The following is a 24,230-nucleotide window of genomic DNA, read 5'->3' as shown; positions in this document are numbered from 1 at the left end:
AGACAGCTCCCCATACTGCTGAATGTGGTTGGCAAAAGTGCAGGTCAGCGTAGTGCTCCGGAGACACCTAGCGTCTGTGGTCACACCTGCAGTGGTGACGGACATCCAAGCAGGTGACCCCGGGCTGTTCGGACCCTCCTCGGTGACCTGGCAGATGCACGGCGACCCGATGATGTGGGTCGCCGGAGTCCGCGCGCTCTACCTCCAGGCCCTGCATCCACGCGCGGTGCGCGGCGTCATGCAGAACTCCGACTTCCGCAAGGACGCCTGGGGTCGTCTGATGCGGACAGCGAACTTCGTCGGCACCATCACCTACGGCACCACGGAGGCCGCGGAACGCGCCGGCGCCCGCGTACGGAAGATCCACACCATGCTGTCGGCGACCGACCCGGACACGGGGGAGCGGTATGGCGTCGACGAACCGGAACTACTGCTGTGGGTGCACTGCGCCGAGATCGACTCCTACCTCCAGGTCGCGCGCCGCTCCGGCTTCCCGCTCACCGACGCGCAGGCCGACCGCTACATCGGCGAACAGCGCGCGAGCGCCCGCCTGGTGGGCCTCGACCCCGACGCCGTACCCGCCAATCAGGCGGAGATGGCCGCCTACTTCGAGAAGGTGCGGCCCGAACTCGCCGTCGGACCCGGGGCACGCGAAGTGGACGACTTCCTGCTCCGCCCGCCGACGCACCCCCTGCTCGTCCCCGCGCGCGAGGTGCTGTGGCGGCGCGTGGCCCGACTGGCGTACGCCGCCCTGCCGCCGTACGCCCACGAACTGTACGGCCGACCCGCCCCGAAACCCGACACCGTCACCCTGCAACTCCGTGTCACTGGCAACCTGCTTCGCTGCATTCCCGCACGTCTGCGCTGGCAACTCCCGCCCAAACACATCCTTCGCGCCATGTCACGGCTCGGCCCCGGCTCCCGCCCGGCACCGTACAAACTCGGACGATAGCTCGCCATACTGGACGAGCCAGGGGTGGTCGGGACGAAAAGTTACGGGGGCGATCGCAGCAGATGGGGGACAGCAGGCTGATCCAGGGCCGGTACCGGCTGCTCGACCTGATCGGGCGTGGCGGCATGGGCGAGGTGTGGCGATCGCGCGACGAGTCGCTGGGCCGTCATGTCGCCGTGAAGTGCCTCAAGCCCCTCGGCCCGCACCACGACCAGTCCTTCACCCGCGTCCTCAGGGAACGCTTTCGCCGCGAGGCCCGCGTGGCCGCCGCCCTCCAGCATCGCGGGATCACCGTCGTGCACGACTTCGGGGAGTACGACGGCATCCTCTACCTGGTGATGGAACTGCTGGAGGGCCGCAACCTCTCGCAGCTCCTGGAGGACAACAAGCACCACCCGCTGCCGGTGGGCGACGTGGTCGAGATCGCCGACCAGGTCGCCTCCGCCCTTGCCTACACCCATCAGCAGGGCATCGTGCACCGCGATCTGAAACCCGCCAACATCATGCGGCTCACCGACGGCACGGTGAAGATCTGCGACTTCGGCATCGCCCGCCTCGGCCACGACATCGGCTTCACCTCACGGCTGACCGGTACCGGCATCGCCATGGGCACCCCGCACTACATGTCGCCGGAGCAGATCGGCGGCGGCGAGGTCGACCAGCGCAGCGACCTGTACTCGCTGGGCTGCGTGCTGTACGAGATCGCCACCGGCGCACCGCCGTTCGACCTCGACGACGCCTGGGCGATCCTCGTCGGCCACCGCGACACCCCGCCCCGCCCGCCGCGAAGCCGGCGGGCCGAGCTCCCCGAGTACCTCGAGAAGATCATCCTGGACCTGCTGGCCAAGCTCCCCGAGCAACGCCCGCACGACGCCCGTGAGTTGGGTCGGCGTATCGGCCTGGGCCGGGCCACACCGACGTACGTACCGACCGTCGTGACCCCGCAGCCGGCGCTGCGGCCGCCCGAGCAGGTCCCCTCCCGCGAGCCCCGGCTGCCGTCCTGGACCCGCGGTATGACCACCGGCCACAAGGCCACCGGCGCCGGCCTCGGCAGCACGCCTCCGGACGCCTCGGCGGGCCTCACCGGCGAATGGATTCCGCGGCCCGCGAACGGACGGAGCGAGGACCCCGCCCCCGACCGGCCTCCCGCCCCCTCCCCGCAGACCCTCACCGCCCTTGCCGGACGGCACAACGCCGGCCTCAGCCTGGGACGCCTCGGCCGCTGGGCGGAGGCCGGCGAGGTGCACCGCGCGGTCGCCGCCGAACGCGCCCATCTGCTCGGCCCCGATCACCCCGACACCCTCGCCAGCCGCTACGAGGTCGCCTTCACCCTCAGCCGCACCGGCCGCGCCGCCGACGCCCTGCAGGAGTACAAGTTCGTGGCCGCCGCGAGAACCCGCGCCCTGGGTGCCGACCACCCCGACACTCTCGCCGCCCGCCAGGAAATGGCGTACGTGCTGGGCCAGTTGGGCCGCCACTTCGACGCCCACCAGGTGTACACCGCCGTCCTCGCGGCCCGGGAGCGCGGCATGGGCCCCGACCACCCGGACACCCTGCGCTGCCGCCACAACCTCGCCTTCAACCTCTCCCGCCTCGGCCGCCTGGAGGACTCGTACCGCATGGCCTGCGAGGTGGCCGCCGCCCGCGCCCGCGTGCTGGGGCCCGAGCATCCCGACACCCTCGTGACCCGCTACGAAGTCGCCTATGCGCTCGGGCAGTTGGGGCGCTGGCCGGAGGCCCTGCAGACCTACCGCGCCGTCGCCGAGGCCCGCGCCCAGGCGCTCGGCCCCGACCACGCCGACACCCTCGCCGCCCGCTACGAGGTCGGCATCAGCCTCGGCCGCCTCGGCCGCAGCGCGGAGGCGCTCACCCTCTACCGCGACCTGATCGACGACCGCACCCGCGTCCAGGGCCCCACCCACCCCGAGACCCTGCGCGCCCGCCACGGCCTCGGCGTCAACCTCGGCCGTCTGGGCCGCTGGGAGGAGGCCCTCGCCGAGTCGCGCGACGTCTGCGCGATCCGCGAACGCGTCCTGGGCCCCGACCACCCCGACACCCTGGTCAGCCGTCGCGAGGTCGCCGTCGGCCTCGGCTGGCTGGGCCGCTGGTCCGACGCCCTCACCGAGTACCGCCGCGCGGCCGCCGCCCGCGAACGCGTCCTGGGCCCCGACCACCCCGACACCCTCGCCAGCCGCAACGACGAGGCCCACTGCCTGGAACAACTCGGCCGCGGAGCCGAGGCTGTCGAGCTGTACCGCCGGGTGGCGGTAATGCGCCAGCAGCGGGCGTCGGGTGGGGGCTGAGGCGGGGGCCCGGTCGCCCCGCATGCCGGCCGGCCGCAACGACGAGGCGAACTGCCTGGAGCAGCTCGGCCGTGGCGCGGAGGCCGCCGGGTGGCGGTGCTGGCAGCAGTGGGCGTCCGCTGGGCCCTGACTCCGTCGCCGCAATCCTCTGGCCGCTGACGATCATCGCGTGTTACCAAGAACCATGGCTGCACACGAGGGACACCGGACATACGACGCCGTGATCGTCGGCGGGGGCCACAACGGCCTGGTCGCCGCCGCTTACCTGGCCCGCGCCGGACGGTCCGTACTGGTCCTGGAGCGGCTGGACCACACCGGGGGTGCCGCCGTCTCCACCCGCCCCTTCGCCGGCGTCGACGCGCGGCTGTCGCGCTACTCCTACCTGGTCAGCCTGCTGCCGAAGAAGATCGTGCGCGACCTCGGCCTCGACTTCCGCATCCGCGCCCGCACCATCTCCTCGTACACCCCCGTGGAACGGGACGGCCGCTCCACCGGGCTCCTGGTCGGCGGCGGTGAGCGCCGCACCCGGGAGGCCTTCGCCCGGCTCACCGGCTCCGACCGCGAGTACGAGGCCTGGCAGCGCTTCTACGGCATGACCGGCCGCGTCGCCGAGCGGGTCTTCCCGACGCTCACCGAACCGCTGCCCGCCCGCGACGAACTGCGCCGCCGCATCGACGACGAGGAGGCCTGGCGGACGCTGTTCGAGGAGCCCATCGGCACCGCGATCGAGGACCGCTTCGCCGACGACCTCGTGCGGGGCGTCGTCCTCACCGACGCCCTCATCGGCACCTTCGCCGACGCCCACGACCCCTCACTGGCCCAGAACCGCTGCTTCCTCTACCACGTGATCGGCGGCGGCACCGGCGCCTGGGACGTTCCCGTCGGCGGCATGGGCGCCCTGACCGACGCCCTGGCCACCGCGGCCCGGGACGCGGGCGCCGTCATCGCCACCGGACACGAGGCCGTACGCATCGACACCGACGGCCGGAGTGCCGAGATCACCTACCGCACGGCGGACGGAGAAGGCCTCGTGGCCGCCCGGCACGTTCTCGTGGGCGCCTCCCCTCAGGCCCTCGCCGAGCTGACCGGCGACACGCCTCCGGCCCCCGCCGAGGGGGCCCAGCTCAAGGTGAACATGCTCCTCAAGCGGCTGCCGAGACTGCGCGACAGCTCCGTCGACCCCCGTGAGGCGTTCTCCGGCACCTTCCACATCGCCGAGGGCTACCAGCAACTCGCGGCCGCCCATGCCCAGGCTGCCTCCGGCCGGCTCCCCGCCGCGCCGCCCTCGGAGATCTACTGCCACTCCCTCACCGACCCGACGATCCTCGGCCCGGACCTCGTCGACCGGGGCTACCAGACCCTCACCCTCTTCGGCCTGCACACCCCCGCGCGGCTCTTCGAACGCGACAACGACTCCGTACGCGAGGAACTCCTGAAAACCACCCTCGCCGGGCTCGACGCCCACCTCGCCGAGCCTCTCGCCGACTGCCTGGCGACCGACGCGGACGGCCGCCCCTGCATCGAGGCGAAGACCCCGCTCGACCTGGAGCACGACCTGCGCCTGCCCGGCGGCAACATCTTCCACCGCGAACTCGCCTGGCCCTATGCCCAGGACGACACGGGCCGGTGGGGCGTGGAGACCCGGCACGCCAACGTGCTGCTGTGCGGGGCGGGCGCGGTGCGGGGCGGGGGAGTGAGCGGAGTGCCGGGGCACAACGCGGCGATGGCGATGCTGGAGGCGACGGGCGAGTGAAGGATTCGGCACGCGACTTCTACGACTCACTCGCCGCCGACTACCACCGCATCTTCCCGGACTGGGATGCGAGCATGACCCGCCAGGCCGCGACCCTGGACGCTCTCGTCCGCAGCGAACTCGGCACCGGCCCCCACCGGTTGCTCGACTGCGCCTGCGGCATCGGCACCCAGGCGATCGGGCTGGCCCGCGCCGGACACCGGGTGGTCGGCAGTGATGCGAGCCCCGTCGCGGCGGCGCGGGCCGCGGTCGAGGCCGCCGCCCGCGACGTCGCCCTGCCCGCGATGGCGGCCGACATGCGTCGACTCCCCTTCCGGCCGGCCGCCTTCGACGTGGTCGTGTGCGCCGACAACTCGCTCGCCCACCTGCTCACGGCCGGGGATGTGGCGGTGGCCCTGCGCGAGATGCGGCGGGTGCTGAGGGACGGCGGCCTGCTCCTGCTCACCCTCCGGGACTACGACGACCTCCGCCGGACCCGACCCGCCTCCCAGCCTCCCCAGGTCTCGCACGGTTCGGACGGCCGGTCGATCACCTTCCAGCTGTGGCACTGGCACGACGACGGCGAGCGCTACGACCAGGAGTACTTCCAGCTCCTGCCCGAAGAAGCGGGATGGGAGGTGCGGGTCCGCCGCACCACCTCCTGGGCGCTGAGCCGGGAAGAGGTGACCGATGCCGCGACAGCAGCCGGCTTCACCGACATCGCGTGGCGCATGCCGGACACCAGCGGTTTCTATCAACCGGTCCTGGCTGCGAGGGCATAGGCAACTCGACGAGCGAGGCGACGGCGTGTCCCCCAGCGGTCCGCGAACCGGGCGACGAGCAGCACAGGCACAGCCGGTCGACGCCGCCGTCCAGGCAGGCCGGCGCCGCACTTGGCACCGCAGCCTCGGGGTGAGGGCAGCCCGAACTCGTGGGAGCATATTTGACGCACAAGGAATCTTGGGCGAAACGGTTCGGGTTTCCCCTCGGTATGCGGCTGCGTCGGGAGACGTCGCAATTCTGAACCGGGTCGAGGTCGCGCGGTCAGAGTTCCCGAGGGAGCCGGGAGTGCGACATGAGCATCATGGCTCTACCGACGAGGCGAGCGAGTCTCGTCGTTCTGGTGGCCGGGGCATACGTGGCCGTCTTCACCATGGTGCTCACCCGTTCCCCTCTGCTGGATTTCGACTGGCGGGTGGCCATGTGGCGGCCGTCCAGGCAGTGGCCGCAGCTGCAGGGGGCGCTGGACGTCCTGGTTGTCGCGGGGCAGCGGGGGCCGACCGTGGCGGTGGCGTTGTCATGGCTGGGGTGGCGCTCCTGGCGCGGCCGCGATCCGCGCCCCCTGCTGGTCTTCCTCGCGGCGCTGGCGCTGCTCAACGTGAGCGTGGGTGCGGTCAAGCTGGGCGCCGGCCGTCTGGGGCCCAGCTACGCGGACACCATCGGGTCCGCCGAGCTGTTCCGGGGCGGTGACATCTTCCCGTCCGGTCACGCGGCCAACAGCGTCGTCATCTGGGGGACGCTCGCGCACCTCGCCCCTCGTCACCGCCGGGCGGCGGGGGTGCTGGCCGCCCTGGCCGCGCTGGTGGTCGGCCTGACCACCGTCTACCTGGGCTATCACTGGTTCACCGACGCGCTGGGCGGCTGGGCTGCCGGGGCGCTGGTGCTGTTGGCTCTGCCGAGCTGCGAGCGGTTCGCCGAGCGGGTGACCGTATGGGGCCGGGGGCTGTGTGGGCACCTGCGGACCGGTGGCGTCAGCGGGGTGCCGGGGCGCCGTCGGCGTCACGGGCGGTGCGGGTCGACGATTGCAGGGTCGCCCTGCGCCCTCGGGGCGGTCACGTCGCGATCAGTGCTCCGTGCGTCCATGTCGCCGCAGGTGAACCCCGTGACGACAGCGAACGGTTTCCATCCGAGAGTATGGAATGAGCGAGGGCCGCCGCGGGTTCCCTGTTTGTCACAGAATGCCCCTTTATGTTCCCTGCGACCTGAGGTCATGGAATGAACACCTGGGGCGATGCCGCCTGCATCGGCCTTGAGGTGCGTACCGCGCATCGGTGGGCGCCTAGCTGGTGCTCGACAACGGAGATCACCCGTGGTAGTGCATGTTCTGATTGCGGAGGACCACGCGGTGGTCCGGCAAGGCCTGCGTGACTTCCTGAGCGTTGACGGCGATATCGCGGTGGCTGGTGAGACGACCAACGGCCGGGAGGCCGTGCGGCTGGCCCGGGAAATCAACCCGGATGTGGTGCTGATGGACCTGATGATGCCGGTCATGGACGGCATCGAGGCCACGGAGCAGATCCGCAGAGAGCTGCCCGAGGTCAGGGTCGTGGCACTGACGAGCGCGTGCGACGGGGGCGCGGTGATGGCCGCGGTGCAGGCGGGCGCGACGGGCTTTCTGCTGAAGAACGCGGAGGCCGACGAGTTGCGTCACGCGGTCAAGGCCGCGGCCGCCGGGCGGACGTACGTCTCCAGCGTTGCCGTGGCCCGGCTGGTCGACCAGGTCACGGACCGGACCCGGCCGGAGCGGCTCACCGAACGCGAGTCGGAGGTCCTTGTCATGCTCACCCATGGCAAGGCGAACAAGGAAATCGCGCGCGAGCTGCGCATCGGGCAGCAGACAGTGAAGACGTACGTGAGCCACATCTTCGACAAGCTCGGGGTGCACAGCCGCACGCAGGCGGTCGCGCATGCCCTGCGGCTGGGATTGGTGCCGTCCGGTGAACTCGCCAGTGGCATCGTCTCGAGTGACGAGTACCAGTGGTCGGCGTGACGACTTCCCTTCTTTGAGCGCACCTCGGCCGTCGGACCATCGCCGTCGGGACACCTTCTCCTCCCGGCACGGCACTGCCCACGACAGCCGTCACGACTCGGCGTGTCCGCACCGCAAAGATCTCCGGAAGCCGTTGCTCACGTGTCCCTGTCGGGGCTCAGGCGATGGAATGCGCTCGCTATGGAACGGGTTTCCCATTCGTTCGGGCCGGTGTCACTTCGCATTCAGGGAGATGCCGTGACTGAGATCCCCGGACGGGCGTGGGTCCCCGCTCCCGCAGTAGTCTCACCGAGCCCCGTGATGAACGGTCATCCTGTGCGCTCGCCCATCCCCGTTGCGGCGGTGGGTAGTGAGGCCCGGCCGATAGCGGACTACGCGCTCCTGTCGGACTGCCAGGGCTCCGCGCTCGTGGCCCGAGACGGGTCGGTGGACTGGCTGTGTTTTCCCCGCTTCGACTCTGCCTCCGTGTTCGCGCGGCTGCTGGACGGTTCCGCCGGGCACTGGTGGATCCGACCGGCCGGTGTCTTCAGCGCGCACCGGGCGTACATGGACACGACGATGGTGCTGCGCACCGAGTTCCGCACCGACACGGGAACCGTGCAGCTGACCGACGCGCTGGCGGTGGGCCCGAACGTGACCGGCCGGGTCCTCGGTCGCGAGGTGCCCCACGCCCTGTTGCGTGTGGTGGAGTGCACGCAGGGATCGGCCAGGGTGGCGGTGGAGTACGCCCCGAGACCGGAATACGGTTCGATCCGGTCGACGCTGGTGCCGTCCGATGGAGGGCTGCTGTGCCCGTTCGGCTCCGGATCGCTGCTGTTGTCCTCACCGGTGCGCATCGAGGGGCGGGCCACGGCCCGCGGGCAGGTGGTGCTGAGCGCCGGGGAGCGGGTGGGTTTCGCTCTGCAGTACGTGCCGGTCGGCAGCCACCCCCACGCGTGGACACAGGCTGACATCGAGGCGGCCCTGTCCACCACCTTGGATGCCTGGCAGTCCTGGGCGGCGTTGAACCAGCGGTACGAAGGGCCCTGGCGGGACGCGGTGCACCTCAGCGGCCGGGTGCTTCAGGCGCTGACGTTCGCGCCGACCGGCGCTGTGGTGGCGGCGCCCACGACATCACTGCCGGAGGCCGTGGGCGGCGAGCGCAACTGGGACTACCGGTTCTCGTGGGTGCGGGACGCCTCCTTCACCCTGCACGCCCTGTCGGTCGCCGCCTGCCCGGGTGAGGCGGAGGCGTTCTTCTCCTGGATGGCGCGGACCGTCTCCGCCGAGGGGCCTGCCGACGGCCAGCAGCTGCAGGTGCTCTACGGGGTGGGCGGCGAGCGGGAGCTGACCGAGCACACGCTGGGCCATCTGACCGGGTGGGGCGGCAGCTGGCCCGTGCGCATAGGCAACGACGCGTGGCGGCAGCGCCAACTCGACATCTACGGTGAGTTGCTGGACGCCGCGCATCTGCTGCGCGGCCGGTTGAGCCGGCTGGACGGGCACAGCCGGCGGTTCCTGATCAGTCTGGCCGACGCCGCAGCGGCCCACTGGTCAGAACCGGATCACAGTATCTGGGAAGTCCGCGGACGCCCGCAGCACTTCGTCTACTCCAAGCTCATGTGCTGGGTGGCGCTGGATCGGGCCATCGCGCTGGCGGACGAGCTTGATGCCGCCGCCCAGGTGCCCGCCTGGAGGTCTGCCCGCGCCGTGATCCGGGCGGCGATCGAGGAACAGGGCTGGAGCAGGCGCGCAGGGGCCTACAGCCAGACGTTCGGGTCCGATCTGCTGGATGCCTCCGCGCTGATGCTGCCGATCACCGGGTTCACCGCGCCGGACGATCCCCGGGCGCGGGCCACGGTCGTCGCCGTACGGGAGCGGCTGACCGGTCCGAGCGGCCTGGTCCACCGCTATGAGCGGGTCGATGACGGACTGGTGGGCGAGGAGGGCGCCTTCCTCATGTGCTCCTTCTGGCTCGCCCACGCGCTTGCCCTGATGGGGGAGGTCAGCGAGGCCCGGGAAGTCTTCGAGAGGACAGCCGCGTGTGCCAACGACGTCGGGCTGCTGGCGGAGGAAGTGGACCCGATGGGAGGCCGGTTGCTGGGCAACTTCCCGCAGGCACTCAGCCACATCGGCCTGGTCAACGCGGCCTGGGCGATCGGGCGTGCGGAGGCCGCGGTGCACGGCTGAGAGGCCGCGGACGTCGTCGTCCGCGGCCTCCGGGTGCCGCTCGTCGCGGTCCGTGGGACTACTTCGCTGCCTCTTGCGTCCCCTTGTTCTTCGCCCCCGGCAGCGGGGCCTGGTACATCGAGACCAGAGCCTTCTTGCCCTGGTCCACGGTCGTCCAGTCGTTCTTGAGGACGCCGCCGGTGTCACCGGAGTCGGGGTTCCAGCACCAGTAGGTGTAGCTGATGCCGTTCTTCTTCAGGTACTGCATCAGGCTCTTCTGCCACACGGCCTCGGTGTTGTTGCCGGTGCTGTGCTTGCCGCCGAACTCACCGAGCCACACGGGAGCCGTGCCGGACTTCTTCAGGTAGCCCCAGTGCTTGTCCCAGAAGGCGGGCATGTTGTTGGGGAAGTTCTTGTCCATGAACCAGTTCTGGTTGTAGACACCGGGCCCGTAGTCGTGCGCGGAGTACACGACCTTGTTGGCCTCCTTGAGCTTGACCGGGTGCTCCTTGGCGCCCCGCAGCTCGCCGCCCCACCAGGTCGACTCGTCCTTGTACTTGTCGTTGCCCTCGACGAAGATCAGCCAGTTCTTGTTGACCGAGTGAATGGTGTTGCCGGCCTTCTCAGCGGCCATCTTCCAGTCGGTCTTGGCATTTCCGTCGCCCCAGGTGGCCTGGCCGCGCGGCTCGTTGTGCAGGTCGGCGCCGATGACCTTGTTGTTTCCCTTGTACCGCTCGGCGAGCATCTTCCAGTCCGACAGCCACTTGCTCTCGGGAAGCTTCTCGGTGTACCAGAGCTCACTCTGCCCGTACTGGTCAGGGCGGTGCTGGTCGAGGATGACCATCAGTCCGTGCTTGGTGGCGCTCTGGACGACCTTGTCCATGATCTGGAGGCCGTTGAGGCCCTTGAGGTCGGGGTTCTTCTTGTAGTCGATGCCATTCGGCTTGCTGCTCGCGTCGAACAATTCGTTCGAGTACGGGAGCCGGAGCGTGTTGAACCCGGTGTCGACCATCTGCTCGACCATGGAGTCGAGGTTGCGCTTCCACAGGCCGTGCGGTGCGAAGGTGCCGGTCTCCATGCCGAACCAGTTGACGCCGGTCATGACCACCTTCCTGCCGCTCGCATCCACGATGTCGCCACCCTGGGTGTGCAGCGGGCCGCGTACGGCACTGCCCTTGTCGGAGGCGTCCGCGTTGTTCACCGTGAGCGCGGTGACGGCACCGCCGACCGCGGCGATCGCGACGGCCGCTCCTGCGGCACCGAGCACCAGCCGACGTCGGCTGAGGCCTCGCCTCTTGGCAGGCGTGGACGGGGTCGAGTCCGGGTGGTTCTCAAAGGTGGAATTCATGCGCTGAGACTCCTGAGGAATTCGAGTGCGGCGGTCTTGAGGATGCTGATGTGGGGTGTTTTCGCCGGCGATTCCGGGCACTCCATTTGTGGTTCGGTTGCTGCGAAGAGAAGGACGAGCAGAGCCATGGGAAGGAGTTCGCCGAGCTGACGGCCGAACTGTCCGGACCGCCGGTCCGGTGTGTCCGCGTCGATCAGAACCACGTCCGGGATCACCGCGCCGACCAGCAATGTCGCTTCGGCTGCGGTGGCCACGGCGCCCGCGAGTTCATAACCGGGCTCGTCCTCTACGAGGTCAGCGAGAGCCGCCCGTACCTGCGGGTGTGGCTCCACGACGAGAACTCTTTTCATGGGCGGCGGACTCCTTAGGGCTTTTTGCTGCCGTGCCCACGAGATTAGAAAAGGAGCCGCGATCGAATCGTCGTACGGGCGACCGAATTCCGCGCACACCAAACGGCCGAATTCGGTCTACCTCGATTGAGGTAGACCGAATTCGGCCGTTTGGTAGGTTATTTCCCTTATATGGAGTGCGTAAGGAGATGAGGCTGCAGCGGCGTCATCGGGTCAGGCGGTAGGCGTACTGCGCGTCGAAGGTCCCCGCTGTCGCTGCACAGCCGTCGGCCTGGCCGGGCGGCTTCACCCACAGATAGGCATCGACGCCGTAGACGCCCGTGTCGAGGGTCGGGGTGTGTCCCAGCCGTCGGCCCGGTGGATCGCAGGCACGGTGGCCCCGGGCCGGGCCGGCGCCGTTTCGGCTGGTGTCGATCACCATGCCCAGTCGGGAGTTGCCCAGCTTCCGGATGACGGAGCGGCCGTAGCGGACCTCGTCATGGGTCCTGTTGAAGTTGGACACGTTCAGGGCGATGCCGTCCGCGTACCGGGTGGCACCGGCGCGCCGGAGGCGATCCGCCATGGTCCCGGCGGGGTGCCAGCCGGAATTGCCCGCGTCGTAGTAGACCCGGGAATGGGGGGCGTCCAGGCGCAGTGCACGGCCCGCTTCGGAGAGGGCCGTGAAGCGGTCGCGCCGCTCCGGGGGGCTGAGGCAGTCGGCGAGCCCAAGGGCGTCCGGTTCGAGGATCACCAGTGCCTGAGCCGGGCCGATGCCCCGGGCGAAGCTCTCGATCCAGGTGCGGTAGGTGGCGAGGTCGCCGGTGCCGCCCGTGCTGTGTCCGGAGCAGTCGCGGCGGGGTACGGCGTATGTGACGAGCACGGGCAGCGTGTGCTGCGCCCGCGCGGCGTCGACCAAAGTGTGCACCTGGCCCGCGACCTTCATCGGATCGGGGTCGGTGAACCAGACCGCCTGCGGCCGCGAGGCGATGCGCCCGGCGATGACCGCTGCCCAGGAGGCCCGGGGGTGGTCGCGTACCCACAGGGCGGCCGGGGCGTCGGGGGCGGTGTACAGGACGGTTGTGGCGGGGAAAGGTGGGTCCGCCAGAGGCGCGGCGCTGCGGTGATTCACGTCCGCGAGAAACCGGGCGTTCGTCACCCCCGTGCCGACGGCCATGAGAAGCCCGAGAGCGGACAGCAGCGCCGCCAGGCGCAGTCTCCATGGACGCGGCTGCGCGCGCCCCGGGGCCGGTGTTTCGGGGCGCGCGCGATCAGGGGCGGGGGCGTTCAAGCGGCCCGCCGTCAGTCGTCGTCCGACGGGGTGATGCGGCGTCGGATCAGGAGCCATGCGATGACGGTCAGCACAAGGAGTGTGCCGGTCACGGCCGCCACCACCAACGCCGGGCCGGTGTCCGAGGACCGGGTGGTGATGCGGTTCTGGGTGTCCGCCTGCGAGGAAGCGCGGCCGGCCAGTGCCTTCGCCGGGTCGACAACCCCGTAGCCGTGGTGGACGTCGTAGCGGGGAGGTGCCTTTCGGTCCGCCGTGTCGGTCAGTCTCTGGATGACCTGGGCCACGTTCCAGCGAGGATGTTCGCCGCGCACCAGCGCGGCGGAGGCAGCGACCCAGGACGCCGCGTACGCCGAGCTGGAGCCCGTCCAGTAGTCCTCGTTCCGGGCCGTGGTGAGGATGTCGACGCCCGGTGCGGTCAGGGCCACATCCCGGCCGTAGTGGGAATCCGGCCAGACGTCGCCCCGCTTGTCGCTGGCCGCGACCGCGACCACTCCGGGGTAGGCGGCGGGGTAGGACGCGGCGTTCCCGGTCCTGCCGTCGTCGCCCGCGCCGGCCACTACCAGGGCGTCGCTCTGGGCCGCGTACTCGATCGCCGACCTGAGCTCCTCGCTGGGCCGGGGAAAGGACACGGCGACGTCGATGACCTTCGCTCCCTGGCGGGCCGCGTATCTGATTCCCGCAGCGGTCGCCGCGGCCACCGGGGCGTCGTTCCGGTAGACCCGCACGGGAAGTATCCGAGCCTGAGGAGCCAGGCCGTACATGCCGTCGCCGCTGTAGTTGCGGCCGGTTCCGGCGATGATGCCGGCCACGTGGGTGCCCTGTACTTCCGCCATGCCCTGATCGCGGGTGCCGTTGCCGGTCGCGTAGTCCGCGAGATCTGCGCCCTTGACGACGCGTCCCTTGAGGTCGGGATGGGAGGCGTCGACTCCGGTGCCGATCACCGCGACGGTCACGCCCTGCCCCTGGCTGCTCTCCCAGTCCTGGTCGGCCCTGAGCGCGGACAGCGCCCACTCCGACCCCCGCAGCGACCCCGAACCGGCAGGAGCCGCGCGGTAGCCGGCCGGATGCGTGGTGACCGACGCCGCGACAGTGAGCGCGAGGGCCGCAGCGCCGACGAGGGCGCGCCCGGCGAACACGCCCGCAGTGGTGGGACCTGGCATGGTGACGCCTCCTAACCCCTTGGTTGGATGCGACGTGAGCCGCCTCTACGGGAAGAGGCCCGGACTCCTCATGCTCTGCTGGCCGTGCAGGGCGTAGTACCCGCCAATAGGGGAGAGGGGGATCCCCCCTTCGGGGGAGGCGCCCCGCGCATCGGCCCAGCGGAGGGGCTATCCCCCATTTGGGGGTGCAGGAGACCTCCCCCGAAGGTGGGAGCCGCGCTCACGAATTCGCGTGATGTCTGCGGCTACCAACAAGCGCAGTCTGAACGGTGAGGTCCTGTTGACAGGGCCGGGGCGTTTCTCGCGCTGGGAGGATCCGCGATGCACCGAATTCGGACGGCACCCGTACGCGGCGAGAGCCCGCAGGACCCCCCGCAGTCCTCAGGGCATCCTGCCACATTCACAGCGCGCGGTGACTGGGCGAGAGGACACCTTGCCGGCCGGATGCTGCTGTTCGCGGCAGTCGGGGCGACGGGCGTGGTCGTGAACACGGCGGCTCTGTCCGTCCTGCACCTACTCCTGCGGGTGCCGCTCATGGCGGCCTCGGCCATGGCCGTGGAACTGGCTGTGGTCAACAATTACGTACTCAACGACCGGTTTACCTTCGCCACGCACGCCCTGTCGATGCGGCGGTTCGTGAAATTCAACGTGTCCATGCTCGGCGGTCTTGTGGTCAACGTGCTGCTGCTGTGGGTCCTGGTGCGCGGCGGAGTCGCCTTCGTGGTGGCGAACCTCCTCGCCATCGGTGCCGCCTTCGCGGTCAACTACGCCTCCAGTGCACTGTGGGTGTGGGGCTGGAACCCGAGGAGCAGCTGATGGCGCTCCTCCTGTACGCCGGACTGGTCCTGGTGTCCCTTCTGCTCAGCGCCCAGTCGGCACACGTGCTGTATCTGATGCTCTACACCTGGGACCAGCCGGACGCCGAACGGAAGGCGAAGGCGCCCGACGCCTTCCTGCCGCCGCAGCTGTCCTTCAGTGTGATGCTGCCGGCCCGGCACGAAGAGGACGTCATCCAGACCACCATCGAGCGTGTGGTGCGCGCCGACTACCCCCCTGAGCTGCTGGAGGTCTTCGTGATCTGCTCGGCGGACGATGCCGGCACGATCGCCAAGGCCGACGAGAAGATCGCCGAACTCGCCCATGAGGGCATGCACAACGTCGAGGTCGTCGTCTTCGACGACAAGCCCATCAACAAACCGCACGGGCTGAACGCCGCTCTGCCGCACACCAGTTGTGATGTGGTGACCATCTTCGACGCGGAGGACGACATCCATCCCGCGATCTTTGATCTGGTGAACACGGTGATGGTCCAGGACGAGGTCAACGTGGTCCAGTCCGGCGTGCAGTTGATGAACTACCAGTCCACCTGGTATTCCGCGCTGAACGTCCTGGAGTACTTCTTCTGGTTCAAGAGCCGTCTGCATTACCACGCCCTTGAGGGGGCCATCCCGCTCGGCGGCAACACGGTGTTCTTCAAGCGTGAGTTGCTGGTGCGCCTGGGTGGCTGGGACGAGCACAATCTCACCGAGGACGCGGACCTCGGTCTTCGGGTGTCGGCCGCGGGGGAGCGGGTGCGGGTGGTCTACGACGACCGGTACGTGACAAAGGAGGAGACCCCGCCGACGCTCGGACACTTCATGCGGCAGCGCACCCGCTGGAGCCAGGGGTTCATGCAGACTCTGAGCAAGGGCACCTGGAAGCAGATGCCCACCCGCAAGCAGCGGTGGCTGGCCTTCTACGTGCTGGCGTTCCCGCATGGACAGGCGCTGCTGGGCATGTATCTTCTGGTCTCCCTGGGCATGATGTTCTTCCTCAAGGTGCCGGTGCTGGTTGCGCTCATCTCCTGGCTGCCCGTGCTCATGCTGATGGCGCACTTCGTGACACAGGCGGTGGGCCTGTACGAGTTCACCGACGCCCACGGACTGCAAGCCAGCCCGAAGGCTGTCCTGCGCATGGCCATCGCCTGGTACCCGTTCCAACTCGTCCTTGCCTATGCCGCGCTTCGCGCCATGCGGCGTCAGATGACCGGCCGCAACGACTGGGAGAAGACCCAGCACGTCGGCGCCCACCGGACCCAGGCGTCGGAGGCGAACTCCCATGTCGCGTGAGACGAGGCCGCGGCTGGTGGTGATCCACGACGAGGAGCCGGCCGGACAGTCCCCGTCGCCCGTCGAGCCGAAACCGCAGTCGGCCGCCACGGCGGGGGAGTTCCCCCGGCTGGGGCGACGCGGAGGCAGCGCGTTGGGTGCCGCCGTGCTCACGGGGCTCCTCACGCACGGCTGGCACCTGTTCCAGTACCCGCTGTACCTCACCGACGAAGGCATCTACATGCAGCGGGCGTGGTCGCTGGTCCGGCGGACCAGCCTGTCGCCGTACACCTATGACTACGACCACGCACCGGGCGGCTGGATCCAGCTCGCCGGCTGGGCCTTCCCGCTGCCGAACCAGTTCGAGACCTTCGGCAACGCGGTCAACACCGGCCGGTTTCTGATGCTGCTGGTGCACCTGGCCAGCGTGGCGCTGCTCTTCGAGATCGTGCGGAGGCTGTCCGGCAGCGTCCTGGCCGCCTCGGTGGCGGCGTTCTTCTACAACGTCTCGCCGCTCGCCGTCTACTACCAGCGGCAGGTCCTGCTGGACAACTTGATGATGTTCTGGGTGCTGCTGAGCCTGTACCTGCTGCTCTGCCGGGATTTGAGGGTCCGTCATGCGCTGGGGGCCGGTGCGGCGTTGGGGATCGCCCTGATCACCAAGGAGAACGCGTTGTTCTTCGTGCCCAGCCTGGTGTATCTGCTGCAGCGGAGGGTGAAGGGCTCCACCCAGCGCCGGTTCGCCACATCACTGTGGCCGTTTGCGACGGCGATCCCGGTGGGTGCCTATGTCCTGTACGCAGTGCTGAAGAACGAGTTGCTGCCCACTGGCTTCGACTTCGACCTGAGCAACCCACCGGCCGACCACGTGTCACTGCTGTATACCCTCTGGTGGCAGCTCAACCGCAACCAGGGCTCCCCGCTCAGCTCGGGCAGCTTCCTGTACACCAGCTGGATCCCCAAGGACGGGCTGTTCCTGCTGTTCGGTCTGCTCGCCATGGTGGCCGCCCTGTACTGGGGTTTCAAAGACCGGCAGAAAAACATCGGCTTCCTGGTCGTCGGCACGATGGCGCTCGCCTACGCCTTCTATATCGTGCGCGGCAGCGTGCTGCTGGACTTCTACATCGCTCCGATGGTCCCGCTGCTCGCGATGAGTATCGGCATGGTGGGCGATCGGCTGCTCGACCGGCTACGGACCCGGCTGAGGATCGTGGTGCTCGCCACGGCCGGAGCCATGCTCCTGCTCATACCGGCGACCCACTACCTCCTGACGGTCAACACAGAGGGACACGTGGCGATCGCGGACCAGTACCAGCCCAGGCTGAACCTGACGCGCATGCAAGAGCAGCAGGTCGCCTGGATACGGAAGAACGTCCCGGCCGACGCGCGGATCATCATGGACGACGACCTGTGGAGCGACCTCCACGACGTCCGCCCCTTCTACCCGTACGCGCACTCCCACTGGAACGCATCCTCCGACCCGGACGTGCGCGACAAGCTCTTCGGCAAGAACTGGCAGAACGTCGACTACATCGTCATGTCGAACAAGATGCTGCAATCCATGGAGGGCAACAACGGCGACGGCCGCGAGAACTGGATCCTGACCGCCCTGAAGCACTCGACGAAGGTCTGGGAGACCAGCCAGGGCGACATCAAGCTGCAGATCTACCGGGTCGGTTAGTCCCGGGCGAAGGAGGTGACCGACATGCCCGTGAACCCTGAGAAGGGGGGAAAGGACATACCCGAGAGCTCCACGAACACCGGGCAGTCCCGTCCCGAGGGCGAGCAGCAGAAGAGGCGATTCACCTGGAAGAAGGTCCTGATGATCGCCATAGCCTTCGTGGTCGTCGGCTCCCTCGTCCAAGTGATCGCGAAGAGCGGCGGATTCGGCGGCGCGCTGAACACCACCGGCGGCAAGTCCGAGAACAAGAAGAGCGCACCGAAGGAAATAGAGACGCCCACCCAGAAGCCGAAGACGGTCCACCTGGGGCAGCAGAAGATCCCCCGCGCGTCCGGGCCGATCATCGTGGTCAACCCCGGCCTGGTCACCCCGGGCGGCAAGGCCACGGTCGAGGGCACCGGCTTCGACGCCGGGTCCGCCGTGGACCTGCTGCTGAAGACCGCGCCGAAGCAGACCGAGGGCAAGTCCGTGGGGACGGCGAAGACAGACAAGACCGGGTCGATCAATGCGCAGATCACCGTGCCGGAGGACGTCAACAAGGGCGCCACTCTGGTCGCGCAGCAGCGCGGCGGCGACAAGGCGGCCGAGGCCCAGCTGGTCTCGGGTGGCGTGGTCGGCTCCGTGAAGATCAGCAAGGGGGTCGGCAAGCCCGGCGCCTCGGTGTCGCTCAGCGTCCAGGGCTTCGGGGCCGGGGAGCGGATCGACGTGTTCTGGGGCCGGGTGGGCGGTACCCCGGACGCCGTTCTGACCGCCGACGGCTCCGGCGGCATCGGCCGCGCGGACGTCAAGGTCGGCGTCGCCCCGACCGGCGCCAGCACCCTGATCCTGGTCGGTGAGAAGAGCAAGACCACGGCCACCGCCCCCTTCCAGATACTGGGCTTGTACCCGACGCTCAAGTCCTCGCCGTATGCACTGAAAGCGGGGCAGCAGATCAGCGTGTCGGCCAGCGGATTCGCCCCGGACGAGCGCGTACTCTTCTACGTCAACGCCGCCAGCGGAGTCCCGGCGTTCACCGCGAACGCCGACGCCAACGGCAATGTCGGGGCCGTGTCCTTCAACGTCCCGTTCGGTCTGGAGGGTGCGCAGAGCCTCGCCGCGATCGGCGACCGGACCCGGTCCGTGGTCCGTGCGGGCTTCGACGTACTGCCCTACACGCCGACCGCCGAGCCGAGCACGTACTCGGGCAAGGCCGGTACGTCGGTGAGCTTCTACGTCGCCGGGTTCGCCCCGAACGAGACCGTGACCCTCTACGCCGGCGGCCCGAACGGCAACGCGAAGAAGATCACGACCTTCAAGGTCGACGGCCAAGGAGCGGCGGAGGCTGTCGGCTCCTACCCGATCACCAAGGCGGACGAGGGCGGCGTGGCCTTCCTGCTCGTCGGGGACAAGAGCGGTGGCAAGGCCAAGGCGGGCGTCAACCAGGCCCAACAGGGACAGGGACAGGGACAAGGACAAGGACAGGGGCAGGGACAGGGGCAGGGGCAGTAAGGCCGGGCGGAACGGAGCGGTCCTCCGAGCCCCGCACAGTGACGAAGATGCGAGGAGAAGGTCATGAGCGTCGTCTTCGGCCCTAACAGCCGACGGGTCCTGCAGTTTCTCACCCACATCGAGGACCTGACGCCGGAGCAGATCGACCGGGTGGCCGCGCTGTGGCGACAGACCTCCAGTCAGACCCGTGCCGAGGCCTGGGCGGAGGTTCGGCGCACCACTACCGACGAGGAGCGCTACCGCATCCTCGTGGCGGCGTCAGTGGCCCGCCGGGCCGCCCTGGACGCGGCCCAGACCCACCATCGGCACGACTGGGCGTTCTGGGCGGCCGTGTGGGACGCGGTGATGGCGATAGCGGTCTGTGACCGGATCGGCGGCCACTACGACGTCCTGATCGCCCCCGTTGCCGACGTCATGCCGTTCCTGGGAGTGCACCGGCGCGACCAGCTCCGCACCCGCCACCTGCCGGACGCCGTGTTCGGAGGGAGCGGGCAGCCATGAACCACGGTATCCCCGTGATGGTGGCCGACAACGACGCGAGGGTCCGGGAGGCGCTCGCGGACCTGGTCGAGTCGCAGCCGTCCTTCGAGTTGGCAGGTCTGGCCGTCGACCACGCACAGACCGTCTCGGTGGCGACTCAGACGCGCCCCCGGGTGCTGGTCCTCGATGTGCAGATGCCCAGAGGGGATGCCGCCACGACGGTACGTACCCTTCGTGAACGGGCACCGGAGACAAGAGTTCTGGCACTGTCCGCGTACGCCGACCGGGAGACGGTCACGGGCATACTGGCCGCCGGGGCCGCAGGCTACCTGGTCAAGGGCGCACCGGCGTCGGAGATCCTGGAGGCGATCACCCGTGCGGCCCGCGGCCAGTTCAGCATGTCGGCCGAGCTCGCCGAAGTCTGCCTGAAGCCCCTCAGACGCCTCCCGCTGCCGCACATGCCGGCGGAGCGTCCGGTCGTGCCCATCGATGAGAACGCATGTCTGCATCTGCTCGAGCAAGCGCCGTGCGGTGTGCTGGTCACTGGGGCGCAGGACCGCGTTGAACTTGCCAACACCCAGGCCCGACGCATGTTCGGCTACAGCACCACCGAGCTGCGCGGTAAGCGGCTGCCGGACCTGCTGCCCGAACAGACAGGGCTCATCGAGCAGTTGCTCACTCCGGGCAGGCGGACGGCGGGGCTGCGCAGGGACGGTTCCGAGTTCCCTGTCCAGGTCGGCGGCGGCCGACTGCGCGGTGGTCGCGCGCGGTACGTGGTGTATGTGATGGATCTCAGCGAGGCGGGCGCCACCGGGGACCGGCTGCGTCAGCTCGTCGAGTCGTCCCCGGACGCGATGATGGTCGTGGACCCCGAGGGCCGCATCCGTCAGGTCAGCGCTCGCGCCGAGTCCCTGTTCGGCTACAGCCGCGAGCAGTTGCTCAGCCTGCGACTCGAGACGCTGCTGCCCGACCAGCCGCTGACCGTCTCACTGCGGGACTGGAGCGACCCGCGCCAGGAGCCGTCCGGACACACCATGGAGCTGGTCGGCCGACGCCAGGACGGCAAGCAGTTCCCGGCTGACGTGAGCGTCAGCCCGCTGCGCAGCACCGAAGGCGTGTTCACGGTCCTGACCGTCAGGGACATCACCGAAGTACAACGCGCCCAATTCGTCCTGGAACGCAGCCTGGAACAGCTGGAGGGCACCGACCGGGACCGGCAGGCTCTGCTCAGCCACCTCATCCACGCCCAGGAAGAAGAACGCAAACGCATCGCCGCCGACATCCACGACGACACCATCCAGGTCATCACCGCCGTAGGACTGCGCCTGCAGCAGCTGCGCAAACGTCTCACGGACCCCAAGGACGTTCAGGTGATGGACAAGCTGGACGAGACTCTCAAACTCTCCCTCAGCCGCCTGCGTCAGCTCATCTTCGACCTGCGGCCCTCCAGCCTGGAGCACGGCAGCCTGGCCACCGCACTGCAGACCTTCCTCGACCGGATGCGCGCCGAGATCGGCACGCACTACAAGTTCGAGGACCACTTGGAGCAGACCCTGCCCGTCGAGACCATGGTGCTGGTCTACCGGACGGCGCAGGAAGCCCTGATGAACGTGCGCAAACACGCCCAGGCCAAGATGGTGCGCGTGCAGCTGCTGGGCGTGGAGGACGGCTGCCTGATGCGGATCGTCGACGACGGCGTGGGCTACGACCCCCTGGAGGTGGAGTCCCGCCCGGGCCACCTCGGTCTCACCCTCATCCACGAACGCGCCCAGATGGCGGGAGGCTGGAGCCGCGTCGAGAGCCAACCGGGGGTCGGCACCACCGTCGAGTTCTGGGTCCCGCTCACGGTGTCCGTGGCGGAGGACAACAGCGGTGAGTCCGCATTGAAGGATGCCGAGCCGTGATCAGCCCGCCCGAGCTCATCAACGTATTGCTCGTCGAGGACCACCGGGCCGTCGCCGAGGGGCTGTGGGCGCTGCTCGACGATTACGACGACCTGACCGTGGTCGGCTGGGCCGACTCGGTCGCCGAAGCCGTGCCGATGACGGTCGAACTCTCCCCGCAGGTGGCACTCATCGACTACCGGCTGCCGGACGGCACGGGAGCCGAGGCGGCGGCCCGCATCCGCTCCCAGGACCCGGCTGTCGTGGTCGTCTTCCTGAGCGCCGACACCAGCGATGCCGCCCTGCTGGCCGCGGTCGAGGCGGGTGCGAGTGGATACCTGCTCAAGTCGGCCGGCGGGGACGAGATCGCCACAGCCATCCGCGCGGCGGCCGCCGGCGAGACCTTGATCCCCGCCCGCACCCTGATGGAGGTCCTCGCCCGGCACCGCGAGAGCGCCCGCCGCTCAGCGCAGCAGACGGAGCGGCTGGAGAGCCTCACCGGCCGGGAACAGGAGATCCTCGCCCTGATGACCCAGGGCCTGGACAACCGGGCCATCGCCGACCGTCTCACCATCAGCTACGCCACCGTACGCACCCACGTACGCGGCATTCTCGAGAAGCTCGATGCACGTTCCCAGCTGGAGGCGGTCGCCAAGGCCGCCGACTGGGACTTCCACCCGGTGACGCCCGATCAGGCCGGCCCGCCCGAGCCCGGAGCGGCGTCGGCGGCGGACGTATCGTGAACCGAACCGGGACCAGGTGTGAGGGTGCCGCTGGCGTCGGCGCCCTGTGGTAGCCCTGACCTACCGGCGGCTACCGCACCGAGCCTGGGTGACCTTCGGATCCGTCGACGACGAGCCGGATGCCGTCGTCGCCCTTGGAGCCCTGCCGGAGTTCTGGACGTCCGACGCCTCGGCAGCCTCGGCATCGATGGTCGGACGGATCTGTTCCGACGGGGGACGCACTCGGGGGAGCACCAAGGTTGCTTCGGCCTCTCCGGCCGGCATGACTTCTGGATCGGCGCTCCTCGGCCTGTCCACCGGACCCGAGACGGCGGCCAGGCCGTGCAGCAGCTCCTTGCCGGGTACGCCACCGCCCGCCGGCTGCGTGGCGATGCGGCCGGGTGGCGTGGACGTGCGGGCGACGGGGCCGACGACACGGCGTATCCGCACTTCGATCAGCGGGGCGGGTGTCCGGTGTGGACAGCCGCGTATCGATGCCTTCGTGAGCTGCAGAGCGAGCAGTTCGCCGCTGCACGCCCAGCCGCGGGCCACGTGCGCCGCGCTCTCATGAGATCCTTGTCCACATAGGCTCCGACCCGCACAGCGTAGCCACAGATGGCGCAGCCTCTCGCCGCACTCCGCCCGTTACCGGCACGCCATGGGGGACGCTCAGCTTCGGCACGTACCGGAAACCCGCGTTAAGACCTGCCTTATTCCGTGGAATGCTCGATTTGTCCGGGGGGCTTCTAGGCCATGGGAGACACAGTGGCGCAGCCGCCGAAGACGCGGGACAAGGCGTTCGCGGAGTTCGTGCTGCCCGAGGTGGAGGTCCTGCTGCGGGTCGCGATGACGTTGACCGCGCAGCCCGCCGATGCCGAGGATCTGGTGCAGGACACGCTGCTGCGTGCGTACCGGGCGATCGACCGGTTCGACGGCGAGCATTCGCGGGCCTGGCTGCTGACCATCATGCGCCACGCCGAGATCAACCGGCACCGTCGGCGCAGGCCCCACCTCCTGGACGATCCGGATGCCGACCTGGACCGGCTGACCGCGGTCGGCGCGGAGGCCTCGCCGGAGGACGTGGTGGTCGGTGAGAGCTTCGACGAGGTGGTCGCTGCCGCGCTGGCCGCGCTGCCGGACAAGCACTGGGAGGTCGTGCGCCTTGTGGACATCGGAGGGCTCAGCTACGGGGAGGCAGCCGAGGTGCTCGACGTACCGGAGGGAACCGTGATGAGCCGCCTGCACCGGGCCCGTAAGCGCATAAGGACCCAGCTCGCGGCCGCCGGACTCGCACCGAAGCCGAAGAGGAGCATGATGTGATCGGGCACCGCGCCGGCGCTGCACATCGCGGCATGAGCTGCAGGGAAGTGGCAGGAGTGCTGCAGGCCTGGCTGGACGGCGAGACCGACGAGGACACCGCACGCCGGGTCGCCGCGCATGTGGAGGACTGCCGCCGCTGTGGTCTGGAGACGGCCGTCTACCAGGAAATCAAGAACTCACTGGCCCGCCAGGAGGTACCGGACGAGACCAGCATGGTCCGGCTGCGCGACTTCGGCACCGCCCTGCTTACGTCGGGACCGCGCGAGGCGTGCGACGAGGCGGCCGAATTCGGCGGCGCCCGGTGACCGCGCAGCCGATGCCGGTCGCCACGGCGGTGGATCGGGGCACCAGAACGAGGCGCCGTGGCAGCGGTCACAACCGAGGCGCCGATGGCCGACAGCGCCGAGAGCCGCAGCGCGTCGCCGTTGCTGCGCGAGGTGAACGACCCGGACGATCGCGGGTCCGCAGTCGATCCCGGTCGCCGCGCCCGGTCTGCGCCGCCCCGCCCTGAGCCGGGTCCTGAAGGGCTTCGAGCAGGA

21 protein-coding genes are annotated in these 24,230 nt (G+C 69.4%); 16 read left to right on the top strand and 5 right to left on the bottom strand.

Annotated features, from left to right (window positions below):
* Positions 1-154: 154 nt before the first annotated feature.
* From ACFY1U_RS43150 to ACFY1U_RS43120, 7 genes are all read left to right on the top strand, one after another.
* Positions 155-952 (top strand): oxygenase MpaB family protein, encoded by a 798-nt coding sequence (locus ACFY1U_RS43150; protein WP_390699570.1) that lies wholly within the window; start codon positions 155-157, stop codon positions 950-952.
* Positions 953-1,014: 62 nt separating this feature from the next.
* Positions 1,015-3,255, top strand: coding sequence for a tetratricopeptide repeat protein (locus ACFY1U_RS43145; RefSeq protein ID WP_390699559.1), 2,241 nt, complete (start codon positions 1,015-1,017; stop codon positions 3,253-3,255).
* Positions 3,256-3,439: 184 nt separating this feature from the next.
* Complete coding sequence (locus ACFY1U_RS43140) at positions 3,440-5,008, top strand: phytoene desaturase family protein (RefSeq protein ID WP_390699558.1); 1,569 nt, start codon at positions 3,440-3,442, stop codon at positions 5,006-5,008.
* Positions 5,005-5,769, top strand: coding sequence for a class I SAM-dependent methyltransferase (locus tag ACFY1U_RS43135; protein WP_390699557.1), 765 nt, complete (start codon positions 5,005-5,007; stop codon positions 5,767-5,769). Before ACFY1U_RS43140 ends, ACFY1U_RS43135 begins: the two co-directional genes overlap by 4 nt.
* Positions 5,770-6,062: 293 nt before the next feature.
* A complete protein-coding gene (locus ACFY1U_RS43130; RefSeq protein WP_390699556.1) occupies positions 6,063-6,986 on the top strand; it encodes a phosphatase PAP2 family protein in 924 nt (307 codons plus the stop codon).
* A 90-nt stretch (positions 6,987-7,076) separates the two neighbouring features.
* On the top strand, positions 7,077-7,757 hold the full coding sequence (locus ACFY1U_RS43125) for a response regulator (RefSeq protein WP_390699555.1): 681 nt from the start codon (positions 7,077-7,079) through the stop codon (positions 7,755-7,757).
* A 315-nt stretch (positions 7,758-8,072) separates the two neighbouring features.
* Positions 8,073-9,926 carry a glycoside hydrolase family 15 protein gene (locus ACFY1U_RS43120; RefSeq protein ID WP_390699554.1) on the top strand — a complete coding sequence of 618 codons (1,854 nt, stop codon included), beginning with the start codon at positions 8,073-8,075 and terminating at the stop codon, positions 9,924-9,926.
* A gap of 58 nt (positions 9,927-9,984) precedes the next feature.
* Here ACFY1U_RS43120 and ACFY1U_RS43115 read toward each other — a convergent pair whose 3' ends face one another.
* The 4 genes from ACFY1U_RS43115 to ACFY1U_RS43100 all read right to left on the bottom strand — a co-directional run bounded on the left by ACFY1U_RS43115 (position 9,985) and on the right by ACFY1U_RS43100 (position 14,030).
* A complete protein-coding gene (locus ACFY1U_RS43115; RefSeq protein WP_390699553.1) occupies positions 9,985-11,253 on the bottom strand; it encodes a glycoside hydrolase family 5 protein in 1,269 nt (422 codons plus the stop codon).
* On the bottom strand, positions 11,250-11,603 hold the full coding sequence (locus ACFY1U_RS43110) for a DNA-binding response regulator (RefSeq protein WP_390699552.1): 354 nt from the start codon (positions 11,601-11,603) through the stop codon (positions 11,250-11,252). Before ACFY1U_RS43110 ends, ACFY1U_RS43115 begins: the two co-directional genes overlap by 4 nt.
* Before the next feature lie 205 nt (positions 11,604-11,808).
* On the bottom strand, positions 11,809-12,756 hold the full coding sequence (locus ACFY1U_RS43105; RefSeq protein ID WP_390699551.1) for a glycoside hydrolase family 6 protein: 948 nt from the start codon (positions 12,754-12,756) through the stop codon (positions 11,809-11,811).
* A gap of 125 nt (positions 12,757-12,881) precedes the next feature.
* A complete protein-coding gene (locus tag ACFY1U_RS43100) occupies positions 12,882-14,030 on the bottom strand; it encodes a S8 family serine peptidase (protein ID WP_390699550.1) in 1,149 nt (382 codons plus the stop codon).
* A 444-nt stretch (positions 14,031-14,474) separates the two neighbouring features.
* Here ACFY1U_RS43100 and ACFY1U_RS43095 point away from each other — a divergent pair, with 444 nt between their 5' ends.
* From ACFY1U_RS43095 to ACFY1U_RS43065, 7 genes are all read left to right on the top strand, one after another.
* Complete coding sequence (locus ACFY1U_RS43095; RefSeq protein WP_390699549.1) at positions 14,475-14,846, top strand: GtrA family protein; 372 nt, start codon at positions 14,475-14,477, stop codon at positions 14,844-14,846.
* Complete coding sequence (locus tag ACFY1U_RS43090) at positions 14,819-16,138, top strand: glycosyltransferase (RefSeq protein WP_390699548.1); 1,320 nt, start codon at positions 14,819-14,821, stop codon at positions 16,136-16,138. Before ACFY1U_RS43095 ends, ACFY1U_RS43090 begins: the two co-directional genes overlap by 28 nt.
* A complete protein-coding gene (locus tag ACFY1U_RS43085) occupies positions 16,128-17,798 on the top strand; it encodes an ArnT family glycosyltransferase (RefSeq protein WP_390699547.1) in 1,671 nt (556 codons plus the stop codon). The genes ACFY1U_RS43090 and ACFY1U_RS43085 overlap by 11 nt, the downstream gene beginning before the upstream one ends.
* A gap of 24 nt (positions 17,799-17,822) precedes the next feature.
* The gene (locus ACFY1U_RS43080) at positions 17,823-19,286 is read left to right on the top strand and encodes a hypothetical protein (RefSeq protein WP_390699546.1); all 1,464 of its coding nucleotides are present in this window, start codon (positions 17,823-17,825) and stop codon (positions 19,284-19,286) included.
* A gap of 63 nt (positions 19,287-19,349) precedes the next feature.
* Positions 19,350-19,787, top strand: coding sequence for a hypothetical protein (locus tag ACFY1U_RS43075; RefSeq protein WP_390699545.1), 438 nt, complete (start codon positions 19,350-19,352; stop codon positions 19,785-19,787).
* A complete protein-coding gene (locus tag ACFY1U_RS43070) occupies positions 19,784-21,670 on the top strand; it encodes a PAS domain S-box protein (RefSeq protein ID WP_390699544.1) in 1,887 nt (628 codons plus the stop codon). Before ACFY1U_RS43075 ends, ACFY1U_RS43070 begins: the two co-directional genes overlap by 4 nt.
* Positions 21,667-22,392 carry a response regulator gene (locus ACFY1U_RS43065; protein ID WP_390699543.1) on the top strand — a complete coding sequence of 242 codons (726 nt, stop codon included), beginning with the start codon at positions 21,667-21,669 and terminating at the stop codon, positions 22,390-22,392. The genes ACFY1U_RS43070 and ACFY1U_RS43065 overlap by 4 nt, the downstream gene beginning before the upstream one ends.
* 60 nt (positions 22,393-22,452) lie before the next feature.
* Here ACFY1U_RS43065 and ACFY1U_RS43060 read toward each other — a convergent pair whose 3' ends face one another.
* On the bottom strand, positions 22,453-22,923 hold the full coding sequence (locus ACFY1U_RS43060) for a hypothetical protein (protein ID WP_390699542.1): 471 nt from the start codon (positions 22,921-22,923) through the stop codon (positions 22,453-22,455).
* Positions 22,924-23,124: 201 nt separating this feature from the next.
* On the opposite strand from ACFY1U_RS43060, the gene ACFY1U_RS43055 reads away from it, so the two are divergent.
* Positions 23,125-23,691 (top strand): RNA polymerase sigma factor, encoded by a 567-nt coding sequence (locus tag ACFY1U_RS43055; protein WP_390699541.1) that lies wholly within the window; start codon positions 23,125-23,127, stop codon positions 23,689-23,691.
* A gap of 32 nt (positions 23,692-23,723) precedes the next feature.
* Positions 23,724-23,996: an anti-sigma factor family protein gene (locus ACFY1U_RS43050; RefSeq protein ID WP_390699540.1), complete on the top strand. Its 273-nt coding sequence runs from the start codon at positions 23,724-23,726 to the stop codon at positions 23,994-23,996.
* The last annotated feature ends 234 nt before the right edge of the window (positions 23,997-24,230 follow it).

The organism is Streptomyces sp. NPDC001351, assembly GCF_042896045.1.
Taxonomy (GTDB): Bacteria; Actinomycetota; Actinomycetes; order Streptomycetales; family Streptomycetaceae; genus Streptomyces.
This window is presented reverse-complemented; position numbering and strand designations above follow the sequence as displayed.